The 19029-nt window shown below is 74.2% G+C and carries 12 protein-coding genes; 2 read left to right on the top strand and 10 right to left on the bottom strand.

What is annotated here, in order from left to right; translation table 11 throughout:
- Positions 1–11 precede the first annotated feature (11 nt).
- From ACFVYK_RS29145 to ACFVYK_RS29100, 10 genes are all read right to left on the bottom strand, one after another.
- Complete coding sequence (locus tag ACFVYK_RS29145; RefSeq protein ID WP_389779175.1) at positions 12–1457, bottom strand: acyltransferase domain-containing protein; 1446 nt, start codon at positions 1455–1457, stop codon at positions 12–14.
- An 18-nt stretch (positions 1458–1475) separates the two neighbouring features.
- A complete protein-coding gene (locus ACFVYK_RS29140; RefSeq protein ID WP_389779173.1) occupies positions 1476–2204 on the bottom strand; it encodes a 4'-phosphopantetheinyl transferase family protein in 729 nt (242 codons plus the stop codon).
- Positions 2201–3574, bottom strand: a complete 1374-nt coding sequence (locus ACFVYK_RS29135; RefSeq protein ID WP_389779171.1) for a 3-deoxy-7-phosphoheptulonate synthase — start codon at positions 3572–3574, stop codon at positions 2201–2203. Before ACFVYK_RS29135 ends, ACFVYK_RS29140 begins: the two co-directional genes overlap by 4 nt.
- On the bottom strand, positions 3571–5451 hold the full coding sequence (locus ACFVYK_RS29130; protein WP_389779170.1) for an anthranilate synthase family protein: 1881 nt from the start codon (positions 5449–5451) through the stop codon (positions 3571–3573). The genes ACFVYK_RS29135 and ACFVYK_RS29130 overlap by 4 nt, the downstream gene beginning before the upstream one ends.
- Positions 5448–6116, bottom strand: a complete 669-nt coding sequence (locus ACFVYK_RS29125) for an isochorismatase family protein (RefSeq protein WP_389779168.1) — start codon at positions 6114–6116, stop codon at positions 5448–5450. Before ACFVYK_RS29125 ends, ACFVYK_RS29130 begins: the two co-directional genes overlap by 4 nt.
- A 225-nt stretch (positions 6117–6341) precedes the next feature.
- Entirely contained in the window at positions 6342–7184 is an 843-nt protein-coding gene (locus ACFVYK_RS29120) for a 2,3-dihydro-2,3-dihydroxybenzoate dehydrogenase (RefSeq protein ID WP_389779166.1), read from the bottom strand.
- Positions 7181–8665, bottom strand: a complete 1485-nt coding sequence (locus ACFVYK_RS29115) for an amidohydrolase family protein (protein WP_389779164.1) — start codon at positions 8663–8665, stop codon at positions 7181–7183. Before ACFVYK_RS29115 ends, ACFVYK_RS29120 begins: the two co-directional genes overlap by 4 nt.
- A complete protein-coding gene (locus ACFVYK_RS29110) occupies positions 8665–8934 on the bottom strand; it encodes a phosphopantetheine-binding protein (RefSeq protein WP_389779162.1) in 270 nt (89 codons plus the stop codon). The genes ACFVYK_RS29115 and ACFVYK_RS29110 overlap by 1 nt, the downstream gene beginning before the upstream one ends.
- 1 nt (position 8935) lies before the next feature.
- Complete coding sequence (locus ACFVYK_RS29105; protein ID WP_389779160.1) at positions 8936–10555, bottom strand: (2,3-dihydroxybenzoyl)adenylate synthase; 1620 nt, start codon at positions 10553–10555, stop codon at positions 8936–8938.
- A gap of 10 nt (positions 10556–10565) precedes the next feature.
- Positions 10566–11660 (bottom strand): ketoacyl-ACP synthase III family protein, encoded by a 1095-nt coding sequence (locus ACFVYK_RS29100; RefSeq protein WP_389779158.1) that lies wholly within the window; start codon positions 11658–11660, stop codon positions 10566–10568.
- Between the two features lie 604 nt (positions 11661–12264).
- Here ACFVYK_RS29100 and ACFVYK_RS29095 point away from each other — a divergent pair.
- Both ACFVYK_RS29095 and ACFVYK_RS29090 read left to right on the top strand, forming a co-directional pair.
- A complete protein-coding gene (locus ACFVYK_RS29095; RefSeq protein ID WP_389779156.1) occupies positions 12265–13575 on the top strand; it encodes a phenylacetate--CoA ligase family protein in 1311 nt (436 codons plus the stop codon).
- A gap of 119 nt (positions 13576–13694) precedes the next feature.
- Entirely contained in the window at positions 13695–18854 is a 5160-nt protein-coding gene (locus tag ACFVYK_RS29090) for an SDR family NAD(P)-dependent oxidoreductase (RefSeq protein ID WP_389779154.1), read from the top strand.
- Positions 18855–19029: the final 175 nt, after the last annotated feature.

Genomic DNA, 19029 nt, shown 5'->3' with positions numbered 1-19029 from the left:
CGGACGGTCGCTCATCGGGTGGCCGGCCCCTCGGCGAAGGCGCCGTCCGCGACACCGGCGGCCACGAAGTCGACGACCTTGCCGAAGGTGTCGTAGTCCGCCACGCGCAGCCCGCTCGGGGGCGCCCCCAGGCTGAAGCGGTCGCCGAGCCGGCTCAGCAGCTCGGTCTGCTTCACGGAGTCGACCCCGAGGTCGGCCTCCAGGAGCACGTCGTCGGTGAAGACCTCTTGGGGGTACTCCATCGCCTCGGCGTACAAGGCCCGGACCTGACCGGCGAGTTCGTCCCGGTCCGCCGACGGGGGCGTGTCGTTCGCCGGGCCCCGGTCCGCCGGAGCGACGGTTTCCGCGACCGGGTCCGCGACCGGGTCGACGACGAGGGGCCGGACGGCGGCCGGACGCTCCGCGACCGGATCGTCCGCGACGGCGGGTCCGGCGGCCGCGGGATCCGCGAGGGGAAGGGCTGCGGCGGACCGGCGCAGCGGGTCGCGCAGCGCGTCGGCCGCCGCCGCGAGGCCCGCCGCCTCGTCGCGGCCCGCGAGCGGCGCCACGGTGTGCACGCCCGGCAGCGCCGCCTCGGCCAGGCTCGTCAGCACCCGTCCGGCGCCCATCTCGACGAAGGTCCGCGCGCCGGAGGCGTGCAGTCCGGTGAGGGACGTGCGGAAGTCGACCGGGGTCACCAGGTGCAGGGCGAGCAGCTCGGCGAGGTCGTCGCCGTCGCGGTAGAAGCGGCCGAGGATCGGCGAGTACACCGGCACGGTCGTGTCCCGGCGCCGGAACGCGCCGATGCGGGCGGCCAGTTCCCGGCGGGCGCCCGCCAGCAGCGGGTTGTGGAAGGGATGCGGGGAGCGCAGCGGCGTCGCGGTGACGCCGAGCTGCCGGGCGATCGCCTCGGCGATGCCGATGGCGTCGGCGGAGCCGGAGAGCACGGTCTGGTCGTCGGCGTTGTCGACGGCCACCACGAGACCGGCGTGGTCGATCAGGGCCACGAGCCGCTCGGCCCGCACCCGGCCGCAGCGCAGCGCGAGCAGCGAGCCGCCCCTGCGGTCGTGGGCGCGCACGGCGGAGATCCGCTCGCACAGCACCGCGGTGGCGTCGGCCAGGTCGTAGGCGCCCGCGCAGGTCAGCGCGGCCACCTCGCCCAGACTGTGCCCCATGTGCACCGAAGGGCGGGCGCCGTCCTCGGCCAGCAGCCGGAACGTGGCCACCGAGGTGGCGAAGATCGCCAGCTGAAGCGTGTCCGGGGCCTGTTGAAGAAGCACGGCGGGGCTGGGCGGGGAGGGTTGGAACAGTACCGAGGACACCTCCTGGCCGAGTCGCTCCTTGGCGACCTCGTCCACCACCTCGAACGTGCCCCGCACGGCGTCCGCGCCGCGCTCCCACAGCGCCGCGAGAGCGCCCGCGCGGTAGGCGCCCTGCCCGGGGAAGAGCGCGACGGTCAGATCCAGGTCTCGGTTCATGGGAGGCTCCCGTGGTTGTCAGACGCCCGATACGACGATCGGTTCGTTCAGGCTGGTCGGATCGGTCAGGTCCACCAGGCGCACGGCGCCTGCCCGGCCGCCCTCGACGGCGAGGGCCAGGGTGTGCCCGGCCGTCGGCCGCAGCAGTTCGAACCACCAGCCGGGACCGCTGCCGTGCGGCTGCTGCGGGTCGTGCACGGTGATGCCCGCGGCGGTGCGCGGGCTGAAGGCGAACCCGTCGAAGGAGCGCCGCCCGCCGATGCCCAGTCCCTTGAGGTAGGCCTCTTTGAGCACCCACAACTCGCGCGTGCGGACGGCGCGTTCGGCCGGCGGCAGGGCGGCCAGTTCGGCGCGTTCGGCGGGGGAGAAGAAGCGGGCGACGTGGGCGGCCGAATCCGGCGACATCGGGCCCTCCACGTCCACTCCGCAGGCCGCGCCGTCGGTCACGGCGCAGACGACGAGGGCGTCGGTGTGCGAGACGTTGAACCGCACCCCGTACCGGCCGGGCCGGGGCTCGGGCCGGCCGTGCTCGTTCACCGGGAACCGCCAGCCGTCCGGCGGGTGCCCCGTGCGCACGCTCAGCGCGTGCCGGGCCAGCAGCCGCCCGGCGCGGAACTGCCTGCGCCGACGCGGCGCCGGCATCCGTGCGAGGCGGGCGCGTTCCTCCTCGTCGAGCGTCCGATCGCCGCCCATGCGCTCCACGAAGGCGTCCGTCGCCGGCTCGGGCAGCAGCCACAGGTCCGTCATCGCAGGGCCCCTCCGGCGCCCGGCGCGACGGCGAGGAGTTCGGCGAGCCGGAAGGCCAGGGCGAGCGACTGGTCCCGGTTCAGCCGCGGATCGCACAGCGACCGGTAGCGCCGGGGCAGATCGGAGTAGTCGACGCCGGCGCCGCCGCCGACGCACTCGGTGACGTCGTCGCCGGTCAGCTCCAGGTGCACCCCGCCCGGATGGGCGCCCACCCCGCGCAACACCTCGAAGAACCCGACCAGTTCGTCGACGACGTCGTCGAAGCGGCGGGTCTTGTGTCCGCTCGGGGCGCTGACCGTGTTGCCGTGCATGGGGTCGCACACCCAGGCCACCGGGAGCCCCTCGGCCGTGACCTTCTCCACCAGGTCGGGGAGCACCTCGCGCACCTTCCCGGCGCCCATCCGGGCCACCAGGGTCAGCCGGCCCGGCTCGCCGTCCGGCGACAGCCGTTCGATCAGGGCGAGCACATCGTCGACGCCCGTGTTCGGACCGATCTTGACGGCGACCGGGTTGCCGATGCGCGAGAAGAACTCCACGTGCGCGCCGTCGAGGCGGCGGGTGCGCTCGCCGATCCACAGCAGGTGCCCGGAGGTGGCGTACGCCCGGCCGGTGGCCGCGTCGACGCGGGCCAGCGCCGACTCGTAGTCCAGCAGCAGACCCTCGTGCGACATGAACAGCTCGCCGGGCGTGTGCCAGCCGTCGCCGGTACCGGTGAAGCCGCCGACCCGCTCGATCTCCTCGGTGAGCGCCTCATGGCGCTCGCAGGCCCGGGAGGCGACGGTGAACTGCCGCAGCGCCGTCAGCACATGCTCGGGCCGGGACTGCTCGCCCGCGCCGTAGGCCCGTACCAGGTTCAAGGTGGCGGCGGACGTGTGGTAGGCGCGGACCAGGCGGTGCGGATCGGGGGCGCGGTCGGCGGCCGTGAAGGGGTGACCGTTCACCGCGTCGCCCCGGTACGCCGGCAACTCCACCCCGTCCCGTGTCTCGGTGTCCCGGGAACGGGGCTTGGCGTACTGCCCGGCCATGCGCGCGACGGTCACCACGGGCAGCGACATCATGTAGCCGAAGACGCTGGCCAGTTGCTGCAGGGTGTCGGCGGTCCGGCTGATGGAGGTGGCGTTGACCGTGTCCAGCGCCTCGGCGCAGTCGCCGCCCTGGACCAGGAAGGCCTCGCCGCGTGCCACCGCCGCCAGCCGGCTCTTGAGCGTGTCGCACTCGCGGGGCATCACCAGCGGCAGGCTCCTCGAGAGCGTGGCGGCCGCGGCGTCCAGCGCGGCCGGGTCCGGCCAGGCGGGCTGCTGGTCGGCCGGGAGGCCGCGCCAGGCGGTGTGCACCGGGTGCGCCGCGGACAGTTCGAGCAGGGGGATCACGCCGTCAGCTCCGCTCGGTGAGGCGCCGGCCTCAGGGCGCCGGCGACCAGTCGGTCCAAAATGGCGGCGCCGCGCAGCGTCATCACCGACTCGGGGTGGAACTGCACCGAGGCGAAACCGGGGCCGCGCAGGGCGTGCACCTCGCCCGTCACCGGGTCGCGCGCGACCTCGACCAGGTCCCGGGCGAGGGGGCTGTCCAGCAGATCGCCGTCGCTGTAGGCGGCGAACGTGTTGTAGAAGTAGACCGGTTCCGCGGCGCCGAACAGGTCGACCGTGCGCCGCACCCCCTGGTGGGGGACGTCCAGCCTGCGCAGGTCGAGCCCGAGCAGCGAGCAGAGCACCTGGTGGCTCAGGCACACCGACACGAACGGGATGCGCAGGTTGAGCAGGCTGCCGGTGACCGCCCGCAGATGCGCGATCTTGGGGTGGTCCGCCGCGCCCGGGTCGCCGGGACCCGGACCGAGCAGGACCAGGTCGTATCCGGTCAGCCGGTACGGCTCGTCGAAGCGGCTGACCGTCACGTCGTGACCGAGGCTGCGCAGTTGGAGCGCGCACATCGCGGTGAACGTGTCCTCCGCGTCGATGATCAGCACCTTGTCGCGGGTCGCCGGCCGCACCGGCGCCGGGGCCAGCCAGAACCGCGACAGCGGGGCGTTGCGCGCCGCGAGCGCGGCCCGGACCCGCGGGTCCGCCTCCAGGCCGGCCGGGCGGCGCTGCTCGGCGACCCGGTTCAGGGCGTCCAGCAGGCCGGCTGCCTTCGCCCGCGTCTCGGCGGCCTCCTGGGCGGGGTCGGAGTCGCGCACCAGCGTCGCGCCGACCCCGATCCGTACCCGGCCGGCCGCGTCGACGCCCGCCGTCCTGATCATGATCGCCGAGTCCATGCGCCGCCGTCCCCGCTCGTCCCGGCCGATCAGGGCCGCGACTCCGGCGTAGTAACCGCGGCCGCTCGGCTCGAACTTGGCGATGACCTCGCAGGCGCTCTGCACCGGGCTGCCGGTCACCGTGGGGGCGAGCAGCGTCTCGCGCAGGATCTCGCGCACGTCGCGGCGGCTGTGGCCGACGATGCGGTACTCGGTGTGGGCGAGGTGGGCCATCTCCTTCAGATGCGGCCCGGTCACGTGCGCGTCGTCGCACACACGGCTCATCATCTTCAGTTCCTCGTCGAGCACCATGTACAGCTCGTTGGTCTCCTTGCCGTCGGCGAGGAAGTCCAGCACGGAGGGGACGGTCGGCCCGCCGTCGGGATAGCGGTAGGTGCCGCTGATCGGGGTCATCACGGCGACGCCGTCGTCGAGGCTGACATGGCGCTCCGGACTCGCCCCGATGAAGGTGCGGCTGCCGGTGTGGATCAGGAACGTCCAGTAGGCGCCGGGCTCGCCGCGCAGCAGCCGCCCCCAGAACGCCAGGGCCGTACGGGCCGACCAGTCGGGGATCTCGGTGAAGAAGGTCCGCTTGAGCACGAAGTTGGCGCCGGAGCCGTGCCCGATCTCCTCGGCGAGGACCCGGCGCACCAGTTCCCCGTACTCCGCGTCGTCGAGGTCGAAGCGTCCCTCGTCGGTGACGACGGGCCAGGCCAGGACGGTGTCGAGCACCTCCTCCACCGGCAGGGACGCCTGCTCGCGCACGGGCATCGCGAGCACCGGCTCGCCGTCGTCGTGGTGGTCGTAGCCGCGCTCGCCGATCACCCGGTACGGCAGCACGGCGAGCACCTCATGGGTGTCGGGCTCCCCGAAGTCGGGCACCGGCAACTGCTCGGTGCCCGCGACCTCGCCGAACTCGCCCACCAACAGCTCCACCTGACCCGCCACGCCGCTCTCGGGCCGTTGCAGCAGCGCGAACGACCGGCCGCCCGCGGCCAGTTCCTCCAAAGACGTCATGAGTGCCCTCCCAGCGAAACGGGGTCCGCGGCCGGCAGCGCCTGCAGCACCGCGGCGGTCGGCAGGACCACGGCGCACCTGGACGCCGCGTACCGCAGCGCCATGTGGTGGTAATCCGGGGTGAAGTCGGCGACCGCGTCGGAGACCACGAACGGCTGGATGCCGTGCGCGAACGCGTCGCAGGCCGTGAGCAGGATGCCGACATGCGCGTAGACGCCGCAGATGATCAGCTGGTCGCGGCCCTGCTCACGGAGCAGTTCGAGCAGCGGGGTGTGGTGGAAGGCGCTGGCCCGCCACTTGGTGAGCACGGTGTCGCCTTCCCTGGGCGCGACGACCTCGGGGATGCCCTGCTCCTCGGGGACGGCCGACATGCCCGGGCCCCAGAAGTCCGCGAGCAGGCCGCGCTGTTGAGGCGTCATGTCGCCGGGCTGCGCCGTGTAGAGGACGGGCACGCCGAGGCCGGCGCAGCGCTCGCGGACCGCCGCGACATGGGCGAGGAGGTCGGCGTGCGGTGGGGCGCCGTGCTCGAAGGGGGCGAGGAAGTAGTGCTGCATGTCGTGCACCAGCAGCGCCGCCCGGTGTGGATCGACGCTCCAGGACACGGAGTCGGCCGGCAGCTCGGCGGGCCGGGGCATCGGATACGGGTCGATCGGTGCGATCGCCACGTCGGGTTCCTTTCCTGGTCGGATGAGGCCCGCATCGGTCCCGGTGTCCGGGAACGCCGACCGCGTGCCGGTGAGGGCGCCCGGGACCGTGGGGGGAGTCGGTCCCGGGCGTCCTCCGCACCCGGACCAGGAGGAGGGGTCCGGGCGGCGGCCCGTCTGGGGGCCGGTCCTGGAGGGGGATGGCTGGGTGGTGTGGGACGGCGCGCGGCCTGCGGGAGCCCGGGGTCAGACGCCCAGTGCCGCGCCGCCGTCCACGGTCAGGTCCTGCAGGGTGATGTGGCCGGACCGCTCGGAGAGCAGGAACAGCACCGCATCGGCGACATGGGCGGGTTCGGCGATCCGCCCGAGCGGGATGCCCACCCGGTAGGCCTCGGGCACCCCGTCGATCGAGGCCCGTTCGGCGGCGTCGCCCTGCAGCGCGGTCAGCATCGGGGTCCGGGTCGATCCCGGCGCGACGGTGTTGCAGCGGATGCCGTGCCGGGCCAGCTCCAGACCGAGGCACTTGGTGAACATCATGGAGGCGGCCTTGGACGCGGCGTAGGCCGCCATCGAGGTGCGGGGGGTGGAGGCCGCGTTGGAGGCGATCGTGACGATGGAGCCCCGCCGGCGCGGGATCATCACCCGCGCCACCGCCCGGCTCACCCGGAACACGCCGCCCGCGTTGACCGCCAGCGTGGCGTCCCACTCCTCGTCGCTCAGCTCGGGCGCCGGCCCGCTGTGCAGGACGCCGGCGCCGTTGACCAGGTAGGCGATCGGGCCGAGTTGGGCTTCCGCCTTGTTGATCGCGGCGTCGACGTCGGCGCTGTCCGTGACGTCCACCGGGACCGCCAGCGCGCCCCCGGGCGATCCGCCCAGCTCGTCGGCCAGTTCCCACAGCGGGGAGGCTTCCCGGTCCAGCAGGGCGACGGGGACTTCGGTGGCCGCCAGGGCGCGGGCCACCGCGGCGCCGATGCCGCCGGCCGCCCCGGTCACCACCGCGGTCCCCGACCACCGGGCGCCGGACGCGTCGTCCGCCGCACCCGGCCACCGGGCGCCCGGCCCCCCGCCCGTCGTGGCGAAAGCGCTCATCGGGCCACCCTCCCCAGGGCCGCGTCGACCGCCTCGGTGGGGACGCGCAGGGCCCGCGTCGTGAAGCCCCGCAGCGCCTCCAGATAGCGGTCGCGCAGGGCCGCCTCGTCCACCTCCACGCCCCTGCCGTTCGCCACCAGGGTGCGGCCGCCGACGATCACCGTGTCCACGTCGGCGGAGCCGGCCAGCCACAGGAAGCTCTCCAGCGGCCGCGGGTTGAGCAGATAGCGCCAGTCGTCGGTGGGCACCAGCAGCAGGTCGGCCTGCTTGCCGGGCTCCAGGCTGCCGACGGCGTCGTCCCAGCGCAGGCCCTTGGCCGCGATCCGCGTGGCCATCGCGAGGGCGTCGGTGGGAAGCACCTCGGTCGGGTCGGCGCTCATCTCGTTGTACATCTGCCAGGCCGCACGCATCGTCTCGGCCATGCCGGCGCCGGGCAGCGCGGCCGCGTCCGTCGACAGCGACACGTCCAGTCCGGCCCGGCGCAGGGCCGGCACCACCCCGGTCTCGGTCAGCGAGGACTCGCCGGAGGGGCCGTACTTGCCGGGGGAGTGGCTGATGTGCGCCCGGGCGGCGAGCATCAGCTTCTGCTCGTGCCCGTCCAGGAAGGCGGCGTGCCCGGCCATCAGCCGGTCGTCCAGCAGGCCCGCCTCGTCCAGCCGGCGCAGCCCGGTCTCGCCGTAGTACGTGCGCATCGCCTCGACCTCGTTGCGCAGCGCGCCCACGTGCGTGGCGAACGGCAGGTCGTGCCGGGCGACCAGGTCGGCCATGCCGCGCGCCAGCTCGTCGGTCATGTTGGTGACGTAGGAGATGTTCGGGCGGCACCTGATGCGGCCCGAGACGTCCGTGGCGACCGCGCCGAGCAGCGACTCGAACCCCGCGAGGACCGTGTCGGTGTCACGGGTGCGCACATGACGCGAGCGGTCCGGCGGACAGACGGCGTCGCTCGCCCAGGTGCTCGCGGAGAAGCGCAGTCCCAGACGGCGGGCGGCGGAGACCATGGACAGGGGCCGGTTGAGCGAGCCCATGTCGCCGAGGGTGGTCACCCCGCCGCGCAGCTGGATCCACATCGAGTACTCGGCGATGGCCTGCGCCTCGTCCGGCGTCATCGCCTCGATCAGGCCGTCGAAGCGGTCGAAGGTGCCGGAGACCTGGTGCATGTCACCGCCGCCGGCCATGAACGCGGCCTGGTCCGCGCGGTCGGAGACGGGGCGCAGCGCGCCGCGCATGGTGAAGCCCATCGCGAACATCTCGTGCCAGTGGGCGTTCACGAAGCCGGGCAGCACCATCATCCGGCTCGCGTCGACGGTGCGCAGCCGCGACCTCTCGGCCGCCGGGAGCGCGGCCACGCTCTGCTCGACCTGCGCGGCCGGGCCCACGGCGGCGACCTTGTCGTCCACGATCAGGACCGCGCCGCGCTCGTGCACGGACTCCTGCGCGTCGGCGGTGTAGACCGTGCCGCCGGTGATCAGCAGGGCGCCCATCACGCCGCCCCGGGACCGGTGGCCGCGGTCGCGGCCAGCGAAGCGAAGTGGGCGGTCCAGCCGCTCAGGGTCGGTGCGGCGACCAGGGCGTCGAACTGCGCGGGGACGCCCGCCTTGCGCCAGCGGCCGACCAGCCGCATGATCTCCAGCGAACTCAGCCCGAGCAGGACCAGGTTGGCGTCCGGCTCGATCCGGCCGGGTTCGATCCCCAGCACGGGCGCGACGATCGCGCGCAGCTCGTGTTCGGTCGGGAACGGAGAGGTGTCCACGTCAGCCTTCCTGCTCGGACGCGGCGTGTGCGGCCAGCGCCTTCTTGTCGACTTTGCCGAGAGGGGTCAGGGGGAGTTCGGGCACGTAGCGCACGAGGTCGGGCAGCTTGTAGTCGGCCACGCCCTGTGCGTGCACGGACTGCTTGAGGTCGGCCAGGGACACTTCCGGGCCCTCGGCGACGAGGTAGGCGCAGATCCGCTCGCCCAGGAACGCGTCGGGCACGCCGATCACGGCCGCCGCGGCGACGGCCGGGTGCGCGAGCAGCAGGTCCTCGACCTCGCCCGCGGCGATCTTGTCGCCGCCGCGGATGATCGTCTCCTTGATGCGGCCCTCGATGACCAGGTCGCCGTCCTCGGTGAGCCGGGCCAGGTCGCCGCTGCGGTAGAAGCCGTCCTCGGTGAACGCGCGACGGTTGTGGTCGGGCGCCCGGTAGTAACCGCGCAGCGTGTACGGGCCGCGGGTGATCAGCTCGCCGACCCCGCCGGGAGGCAGCGGCCTGCCGTCCTCGTCCACGATCAGCAGCTCGTCGGCTTCCGACACCGGCTTGCCCTGCGTGGTGAGCACCGACTCCGCCGGGTCGTCCGGCCGGCTGAAGGTGAGCAGACCCTCGGCCATGCCGAACACCTGCTGCAGCGCGGCGCCCAGTGTCGGCCGGATCCGCGAGGTGAACTCACGGGTCATGCGGGCCCCGCCGACCTGCACCAGGCGCAGGCTGGACAGGTCCTCCTCGGCCCACTCGGCCGTCTCCAGCCACAACGTCATGATCGAGGGCACCATGGCGGTGACGGTGGCCCGGTGCCGCTCGATCAGCGGGAAGCAGTCCAGCGGGTTGGGGGTGTCGGCGAGGACCGCGGTGCCGCCGGTGAGGAACGTGCCGACCAGACCGGGGCAGCCGAAGGCGAAGTTGAACTCGATGGGCAGCACGGCGAGGTACACGTCGTCCTCGGTGAGCTCGCACACCTGGGCCGCGCGCCGGGACATGTGGACGTAGTCGTCGTGGGTCCGCGGGATCAGCTTGGGCAGAGCCGTGGTTCCGCCGGACAGCAGGAAGAACGCCACGTCCGACGCGTCCGGCTCGGGCAGCGGCTGCGGGTCGGCGGCGGCCGCCTCGAGTTCGGCGACCGAGACGAAGCCGTCGGTCTTGGCGCCCAGCACGAACAGGGAGGTGAGCGTGTCGGTCTCGGCCCTGACCCGCCGGGCCAGTTCGAGGTGGTCGTGGCCGCGGTGCGTCTCGGGCACCAGGTAACCGACCGCGCCGCTCAGCCGGACGAGATGGACGATCTCAGTGACCCGGTGCGCCGGCAGCGAGAAGACCAGCTTGACGCCCAGCCGCATCAGCCCGAAGGCGATCGCCACGAACTCCGGCACATTGGGCAGCTGGACGACGACACGGTCACCGGCGCGCAGGCCGTGCGCGGCGAACCCGGCCGCCAGCCGGTCGGCCCAGCGGTCGAGTTCGGCGTAGCTGACGCGCCGGCCGCCGTGGATCAGGGCGGGCTTGGCGCCGTACGACCGCGCGGCCTCGCGGAGCATCGTGCCGAGGGTCTCGCCCTCCCAGACGCCCTGGTCGCGGTAGCGGCGTGCGACGTCCTCGGGCCAAGGGGTGAATCCGTCGAGCATGTCGTCGCTCCTACTCGGACTCGGTGGTGGACGAGGACGGCGGCGTGGACGAGGAGCCGGTGGCCGGGGAGCCGGCCGTGGGGGCGGACTCGGTGATGCGGACGACGGCGGCGCCGGCCTCCATTCCCGTGCTCGCGCCGATCAGCAGGACATGGTCGCCGGGCCCGACCTGGCCGGTGCGCCACACATGCTCCAGGCCCAGGAAGAGGTCGGCCGCGCCGGTGTGCCCGATGGTGCTGACGTGCTCCCAGACCGCCTTGTCGTCGGGGACGTCGAGGGGCAGCAGGAACATCGCCTCCAGGGCGGGACGGCCGAAGCCGACATGGCACACCCGGACGATCTGGTCCCATTTCACCTCGGCCTTGTGCAGGGCCCTTTCGGCGACCTCCGCCACCCGGTCGCCGAAGTTCTTGATGGGCGGGGCCTGGCCCGCCGCCCACTGCTCGCGGACCTTTTCGGCGCGCTCGGCGAAGTTCAGCCCGCGGCCGCGCGTGACGCCGGGCGGGAACAGCTCCTCGCCGGCGCGGTGCAGGATCTCCATGGAGGAGTCGGACAGCGAGTCCAGGGCGAGCAACTCGGCGAAACCGGACCGGCGCGACAGCACCACGGCCGAGCCCGCGTCGGCGAGCACGAACAGACCCGAGGCGCGCCAGCGGTCCACCCCGGGGGTGGAGTAGTTGTCGCCGGTGGTGATCAGGGCGGCTTCGTGCGTCGGGTCGGCGATCAGGCGGTTGGCGGCGATGTCCAGTGAGGCCAGCATGCCGAGGCAGCCCTGCTTGATCTCCACGGCGGGCACCGGACGGTCGATCGTCCGGTTGAGGACGTAGTGCACCGCCGACCAGCCGTCGGGGCCCTGGTGATGGGTGTAGCTGTGCAGCAGGAGGCCGATGTCGTCCGGGCCGTGCCCGGAGTGGGCCAGTGCGGCCCTGGCCGCGTCGATCGCCATCTGCGGGGCCGGCGTCGACTCGCTCACGGCGACGGACCGCATGCCGGAGGCCTGGCGCGCCTCCTCGTCGTACAGTCCCTCGGCGACCGCACGCTCGGCCGGGAACAGAGGCGGCAGGTGGCTGCCGATCCCGGCGAGATACAGGTTCGCAGTCCTCATCGAGCCGACTCCTTCGTGTCCTTCGTGCCCGGGTGCGAGTGCTGGTCCGGGCGGGTGCTGGCGCTGCGTGGCGGCACGGACGTACGGGGAAAGCGCCCCGGCCGCGGTGATCCGGGTCGATCCGGGCCGAGGCCGCCCCGGATCCGGCGGGCGCCGCACTGCCGGGGCGTGCTGTGCGGGGTGCGGCGGACGGGGTGGTGCATCGGCGGCAAGCACACCACCGGGGCTGCCGGGCCTCATGAGTGGGCGGCACTCAAGCACGCGCCGCCGCCGCCTGTGCGACGTGAGGGCGCCGGCCGTGCAGCACCGGTGGAGCACTGGTGGAGAACCGGGGGAGCGCCCGGGGCAGTGGCGCCCCGGTGGCCGAATTGAGTGGCGACTACTCGCGCCGTCGTCCTGGCCGAATTGATGTGCTGCTCCCTGCGCAGCCGCCGGGTGAGATCCGCAGCGCGGCCGGGTCCTGTCCTCCCGGAGCCGTCCGGATCACCAGACAGCACCAGGCGAACGCCGGTGAGCGGGGGGTGCGCCACCGCCCCGCCGTCCCGGGCGGATCCGCGAGCCGATCCGCAGGACACAACCCAGGGCACACACGAGGGAGATACCGATGTCGCGTTCGCGTCCGGAACCCGGTGACTGGTCGACCCCGGCCGAACTGGTCGAACTGCAACGGTCCCAGCTGCCGAGGGTTCTCGCGCAGGCGCTGCGGTCGCCGTTCTACGCGGCCCGCTACGAGGGAGTCACCCCGCCGCGCGGCGCGGACGACTTCGCGGGCATCGCGCTGACCACCAAGCAGGACCTGCGCGACCAGTACCCGTTCGGGATGCTCGCCGTCGAGCGCGAGCGGCTCGCCACCTACCACGAGTCCAGCGGCACCGCCGGCGAGCCCACCGCCTCGTACTACACGGAGGAGGACTGGACCGACCTCGCCGAGCGGTACGCCCGCAAGTGGGTCGGCATCAACCCCTCGGACACCTTCCTGGTCCGCACCCCCTACGGCCTGGTCATCACCGGCCATCTCGCGCAGGCCGCAGGCCGGTTGCGCGGAGCGACCGTCGTCCCCGGCGACGCCCGCTCGCTGGCCACCCCGCTCTCGCGCATGGTGCGTGTGCTCACGTCGCTCGACGTGACGCTCACCTGGTGCAATCCGACCGAGATCACCATGCTGGCGGCGGCCGCCAAGGCGGCGGGTCTGCGCCCGGACAAGGACTTCCCCGCCCTGCGCGCCATGTTCACCGCCGCCGAACCGCTCACCGAGGTCCGCCGTCGGCGCCTCAGCGAGATCTGGGGCGGCATCCCCGTCGTCGAGGAGTACGGCTCCACCGAGACCGGCACCATCGCCGGGCAGTGCCCACAGGGCCGTATGCACCTGTGGGCCGACCGCGCCGTCTTCGAGGTGTACGACCCGGAGACCGGCGCGCTGTCGGCCGAGGGCCGCGGCCAGATGGTGGTCACTCCGCTGTACCGCGACGCGATGCCGCTGCTGCGCTACAACCTCGCCGACGAGGTCGAGGTGTCCACCGGGGCGTGCGCGTGCGGGTGGCTGCTGCCGACCGTCACGGTGCTCGGCCGGGCCGGCGCCGAACACACCGTGGGCTCGGCCGTCGTGACCCAGCAGCGGCTGGAGGAGCTGGTGTTCTCCCTCCCGATCGAGTACGAGGTGATGTTCTGGCGGGCCATGGCGCACTCCGACGTCCTGCGACTGGAGTTCGAGGCGCCGGAGGCGGTGCGCGACCGGGCCGTCAAGGAACTGGGCGCGGCCCTCGACCGGGAACTGGGCGTCCCGCACCGGATCACCGGCCTGCCCCAGGGCACGCTCGTGCCCACGGAGGCGCTGACCGCCCGGCGCGACATCCTCAAGGCCCGCTACCTCTTCGCCGAGGGCGAGGACTGGGACAAGGCGGTCATGTACTTCTGACGCCCGCCGCGCATGCCCCCAGACCAGGACCTTCCCCTTCCCTCGCGCCCGCAGGCCGTCCGCGAGAGAACTCCCACGTCGTCCCCCGAGATCGGCATCGAACCGTGAGCGGTGACTCCATGAGTGAGCTGTCCCCCCTGTCCCCCAGCCCGTCCGAGCCGATCGCGGTCGTCGGCGTCGGCTGCCGCTTCGCCGGCGGCGCCGACTCCCCGCAGGCACTGTGGGAGCTGCTGATGGACGCGCAGGACGCGTCCGGGCCGATACCGCAGGACCGGTGGGCGCCGCAGCGCGCACTGTCCCGGGAGAACGCGGCCGTCCTGACCCGCGTGACCCAGCGGGGGTCCTTCCTCGACGACATCTCCGGCTTCGACGCCGCCTTCTTCGGCATCTCCGCGACCGAGGCGCGCCAGCTCGACCCGCAGCAGCGCATCGCTCTGGAGGTCGCCTGGGAGGCCCTGGAACACGCCGGCATCCCGCCCACGTCCCTCGCCGGCACCGACACCGGCGTGTTCATCGGCGTCGGCACCGACGACTACGGCCGCCGCCTGCTGGAGGACCTGCCCGGTGTCGAGGCATGGACCGGCATCGGCTCCTCGCTGTGCGGCGTGCCCAACCGCGTGTCCTACACCCTCGACCTGCGCGGCCCGTCGCTCGCCGTCGACACCGCCTGCTCGTCGTCGCTCGTCGCCGTGCACCAGGCGTGCGCGAGCCTGCGCAGCGGCGAGGTGCCGGTGGCGCTCGCCGGCGGGGTGATGCTGATGGCGGGCCCCGGACTGACGACCGTGCTCGACCTGGCGGGTGCGATCTCGCCGGACGGCCGCTCCAAGGCCTTCGACGAGGCCGCCGACGGGTACGGCCGCGGCGAGGGCTGCGGCGTCGTCGTGCTCAAGCGCCTGTCCGACGCCGTCCGCGACGGGGACCGCGTCCTCGCCCTGATCCGCGGCAGCGCCGTCCACCAGGACGGCCGCACCGAAGGCATCATGGCGCCCAGCCCCACGGCGCAGGCGCACCTGCTGCGCAAGGCCTACGAGGCGGCGGGCGTCGCCCCCGGCGAGGTCGACTACGTCGAGGCGCACGGCACCGGCACCCGGGTCGGCGACCCCATCGAGGCGGCGGCCCTCGCCCAGGTCGTCGGCGACCGGCCCGAGGGCCGGCGCCCCTGCCTCATCGGCTCCGTGAAGACCAACATCGGGCACTGCGAGGCGGCCGCCGGAATCGCCGGCCTCATCAAGACCGCGCTCGCCATGGAGCACGGCGTCATCCCGCCGACCCTGTCCGTCGGCGGCCCGCGCCGGGACATCCCGTGGGAGACCTCCGGGCTGCGCCTGGTCACCGAGCCGACCGCGTGGCCCGACTCCGGCCGCCCGCGCCTCGCGGGCGTGGCGAGCTACGGCTACGGCGGCACCATCGCGCACGTCGTCCTGGAACAGGCCCCGCCCGCGACGCGGACGGCCGGATCCGCGCCCGCGCTTCGCGCGCCGGACGCCGTCCGAACCGCGACCGCCGAGCCCTGCGCCCCGACGCTGTACCCGCTGTCCTCGGCCACCGGCTCCGGCCTCGCCGCACAGGCCCGGCGCCTCGCCGGCACGCTCGACGGCCACGCGCTCGCCGACATCGGTCACACTCTCGCGCACCGCCGCGCCCACCTCGGCGCCCGCGCCGCCGTCGTCGCCGGCAGCCGGCGCGAACTCGCGGAGGGCCTGGCCGCGTTGGCCGAGGGCGAGCCGCATCCGCAGGTCGTCACCGGCGAGAGCGCGCACCCGGTGGAGGGCCCCGTGTGGGTCTTCTCCGGCCATGGCGCGCAGTGGGCGGGCATGGGACGCGAACTCCTCGACGAGGAGCCGGTGTTCACCGCGGCGATCGACCGGCTGGGGCCGGTCTACGCCGAGGAGATGGGCATCACCCCGCGTCAGGTGCTCACCAGCGGCGACCTCGACTCGGTGGACGTCATCCAGTCCATGCTGTTCGCCGTCCAGATCGGCCTGGCGGCGGTCTGGCGCCGGTACGGCGTGACCCCGGGCGCGATCATCGGGCACTCCGTCGGCGAGATCGCCGCCGCCGTCACCGCCGGGGTGCTGAGCGAGGAGGACGGCGCACGGCTCATCTGCCGCCGCTCCGTGCTGCTGCGCAAGGTCGCCGGTCAGGGCGCCATGATCATGGTGGACCGGCCGTTCGACGAGGTGCGCGAACGCATCGGCGCCACCGACAGGCTGTGCGCGGCCATCGCCGCCGCCCCGTCGTCCACCGTCGTCGCCGGGGACGTCCCGGCCGTCGAGGAGGCCGCCGCGGCCTGGGCCGCAACGGGCTGGACCGTCCGCCGCATCGACTCCGACGTGGCCTTCCACAGTCCGCACATGGACGAGGCGGCGGCCGACCTCGCCGCCGCCGTCGCCGACCTCGAGCCGCGCACACCGCGGGTGCCGGTGTACCTCACCGCCGTCGAGGACCCGCGGTGCGGCCGCCGCCAGGACGCCGGCTACTGGGCGGCCAACCTGCGCAACCCGGTCCGCTTCCACCAGGCGGTCCAGGCCGCCGTCGAGGACGGTCACCGGCTGTTCCTGGAGATCTCCGCGCACCCGGTGGTCAGCCACTCGATCGCCGAGGTCGTCTCCCCTGTGCCCGGCGCCCTGGTCACCCCTTCCCTGCGCCGCCACCAGCCCGAACGGAGCACACTGCTCGCCTCGTTGGCGCGGCTGCACTGCCACGGCGTCCCGGTCGACTGGTCGGTCCTGCAGCCCGCGGGCCGCCGTGCCGGCCTGCCGACGACCGCGTGGCAGCACGACCGTCACTGGGTCGACGCCCGTACCCGCACGCAGCCGCCGGTCGACACGCTGCTCGGCTTCGAGACCGCCGTGCACGGCTCGCACACCCGCGTCTGGCAGACCACCCTCGACCTGCGCACCCGCCCCTACCCGCGGCGCCACCCCGTCCTCGGCACGGAGATCGTGCCGGCCGCCGTGCTGATCAACACCTTCCTCACCGCGGGCCACACCGACGACCTGAGCGACGTGCGGCTGCGCCAGCCGGTCGTGGTGCCGCAGACGGAGACGCGCGAGGTGCAGATCGTGCGCGAGGGCACGGCACTGCGGCTCGTCTCGCGCGGCCTCGGCGCCCCGGACACGGCGTGGGCCACGCACACCCTGGCCACCGTCGGCGCCGCCGAGCCGGTGGAGCCCGTCACGGTGGAGGCGCGCGAGGCGCTCGACGGCCGACACGTCGTCGACCGCCTCGCCGAGCTCGGCGTGGCCGACATGGGATATCCCTGGACGATCGACGAACTGCGCCGCGGCGAAGGCGCGTTGACGGCCGTCGCGAGCGCCCCCATGGACCGCAGCTGGGCGGCGGTCCTGGACGCCGCGCTGTCCATGGCGTCGGTCGTCTTTCCCGGCCCCGCCGTGCTGCGCATGCCCGCCCACATCGACCAGGTCACGCGGACCGGAGCGGCGCCGCGCCGGGCGACCATCGCCGTACGGCAGGACGCCGACTGTCCCACCACCGTGCACGTCGACATCCGCGGCGAGGGGGACGACGCCGAGGCGTGGCTCTCGCTGCGCGGGCTCCACTACGGCGAGCTGGAGGGCGAGTTGTCGGACGAGGGCCTGGGCGCCGGCCGCTTCGACGTGACGTGGCAGTCGTTCCCGGTGGACCCGACCGCGCAGACCACGCTGACCGGCCGCACGGTACTGGTGCTCGGACCGACCGAGCTGGCCCGCTCCCTGGTGCCCGAGGCCGCGGCGCACGGCGCGACCGTGAGCATCGACCGGACGGCTCTCGCCGACGCCGAGCACGTCCTGTTCGCACCGGGGATACCGGCCGGCGTGGACGTGGCCCGGGCCGCCGACGTAGCCGTCGAGTTCGCCAGGCTCGTCGCCGAGGTCGCCGCGCTGCCGGGCCGCAAGCCCCTGCTGTGGTGCCTGACCGGCGGCGTGCGCGAGGCGCTCTCGCCGGACGCGCTCGCCCAGGCGCCGCTGTGGGGCATGGGCCGCGTCGCCGCGAGCGAGCACCCCGAGTTCTGGGGCGGTGTCGTCGACCTCGCGGCGGGGCCGCTCGGTGAGCGCAGCGCCCGGCTGCTGCTCAACCTGCTGCACCTCAGGCCCGCCGAGCCCGTGGTCGCCGTCGCCGAGGACGGCGTCCGGGTGCCGCGGCTGGTGCCGGCCGAACCCGCCCCGCACGACGAGCCGTTCGCCTGCCGACCCGACGGCACGTATCTGATCACCGGCGGTCTCGGCGTGCTCGGCCTGGAACTCGCCGGGCACCTGGCCGAGCGCGGCGCGCGACGCATCGTGCTCCTGGGCCGCACCCCCGTGCCGCCGCGGGCCCGGTGGTCGGACGACGACGCCCGGGTCGGGGCGCTGCGGCGGCTGGAGGCGGCCGGCGTCACGGTCCGCACCGTCGCGGCCGACATCACCGACCCGGTGTCGACCCGCGCGGCGCTCGACGCGCTCGACCTGCCGCCCGTCCGGGGCGTCGTACACGCCGCCGGCACCGTGCACAGCGCCCTGATGCACCGCCTGGCCGAGGACGACCTGCGCGCGGTGATGCGGCCCAAGGTCGACGGCGCGCTCGTGCTGCACGAGCTGTTCCCGCCGGGATCCACGGACTTCTTCGTGCTGTTCTCCTCCGCCGGCCCGTTGCTCGGCCTGCCCGGCCAGGCCGCGTACGCGGCTGCCAACACCTTCCTCGACGTGCTCGCCGCGCACCGGCGCGGCGCCGGCCACCAGGAGACGGTGTCGCTCGCCTGGACCAGCTGGCGCGGCCTCGGCATGGCCACCTCGGCCGAGGCCACCGACGCGGAGCTCGCGGCCCGCGGCACCACCGACATCGCCCCGGAGCAGGCGCTGCGCGCCTTCGACCAGACGGTCGCGCACCCGGCGAGCCCGCTGGTGGCCGTGCTCGGCCTGCGCCACGGGCACACCGGTCCGCGGCCCGCGCTGCTGGCCGAACTCGCCCGGGGCGACGCCGGGAAGCCGGCCGAGGTGCCCGACTGGGTCGGCCTGTCCGGCGACGAACTGGTCGCCTACCTGCTGGACGAGGTCCGGGCCCGGGTCGCCGCCGTGCTCGGGGTCCAGCCCGCCGCCGTCGGCCTGCACCGGTCGCTGACCGAGGCCGGCGTCGACTCGCTGCTCGCCACGGCCGTGCGCGTCGCGCTCGAACGCGATCTGGGCATCGTGCTGCCGGCCACCCTGCTGTGGAACTACCCCACGGTGAGCGACATCGTCGGCTACCTGACCGCCGCGCTGAGCGACGACCACGCCGAGCAGGAGCAGCCCACGGCCTGACGGCCGGGAGGCTCGCGGAGCACGGCGCACAGCTGCCGCCGCCCTCGCCACCGTCGACCGGGTGCGGCCGGTCCGGGGAGGGCGGCGGCCGTCGTGCCCCGGGGCGGGGGAGGCCGGCCGACCGTCGTGCCGGACCGCCGACGACGGCCTGCGGGGTGGCCCGGACATGTTGCTC

Origin of the sequence: Streptomyces sp. NPDC058291, assembly GCF_042880855.1 — a bacterium.
Classification (GTDB): Bacteria; Actinomycetota; Actinomycetes; order Streptomycetales; family Streptomycetaceae; genus Streptomyces.
The sequence above is the reverse complement of the archived record's forward strand: the minus strand, read 5'-3'. Positions and strand labels throughout refer to the sequence as shown.

Excerpts from the sequence above, each read along its gene's own strand:
- ACFVYK_RS29145 (WP_389779175.1), bottom strand. The coding sequence starts at position 1,457 with ATGAACCGAGACCTGGATCTGACCGTCGCGCTCTTCCCCGGGCAGGGC.
- ACFVYK_RS29140 (WP_389779173.1), bottom strand. The coding sequence starts at position 2,204 with ATGACGGACCTGTGGCTGCTGCCCGAGCCGGCGACGGACGCCTTCGTG.
- ACFVYK_RS29130 (WP_389779170.1), bottom strand. The coding sequence starts at position 5,451 with ATGACGTCTTTGGAGGAACTGGCCGCGGGCGGCCGGTCGTTCGCGCTG.
- ACFVYK_RS29120 (WP_389779166.1), bottom strand. The coding sequence starts at position 7,184 with ATGAGCGCTTTCGCCACGACGGGCGGGGGGCCGGGCGCCCGGTGGCCG.
- ACFVYK_RS29115 (WP_389779164.1), bottom strand. The coding sequence starts at position 8,665 with ATGGGCGCCCTGCTGATCACCGGCGGCACGGTCTACACCGCCGACGCG.
- ACFVYK_RS29105 (WP_389779160.1), bottom strand. The coding sequence starts at position 10,555 with ATGCTCGACGGATTCACCCCTTGGCCCGAGGACGTCGCACGCCGCTAC.
- ACFVYK_RS29100 (WP_389779158.1), bottom strand. The coding sequence starts at position 11,660 with ATGAGGACTGCGAACCTGTATCTCGCCGGGATCGGCAGCCACCTGCCG.
- ACFVYK_RS29095 (WP_389779156.1), top strand. The coding sequence starts at position 12,265 with ATGTCGCGTTCGCGTCCGGAACCCGGTGACTGGTCGACCCCGGCCGAA.
- ACFVYK_RS29090 (WP_389779154.1), top strand. The coding sequence starts at position 13,695 with ATGAGTGAGCTGTCCCCCCTGTCCCCCAGCCCGTCCGAGCCGATCGCG.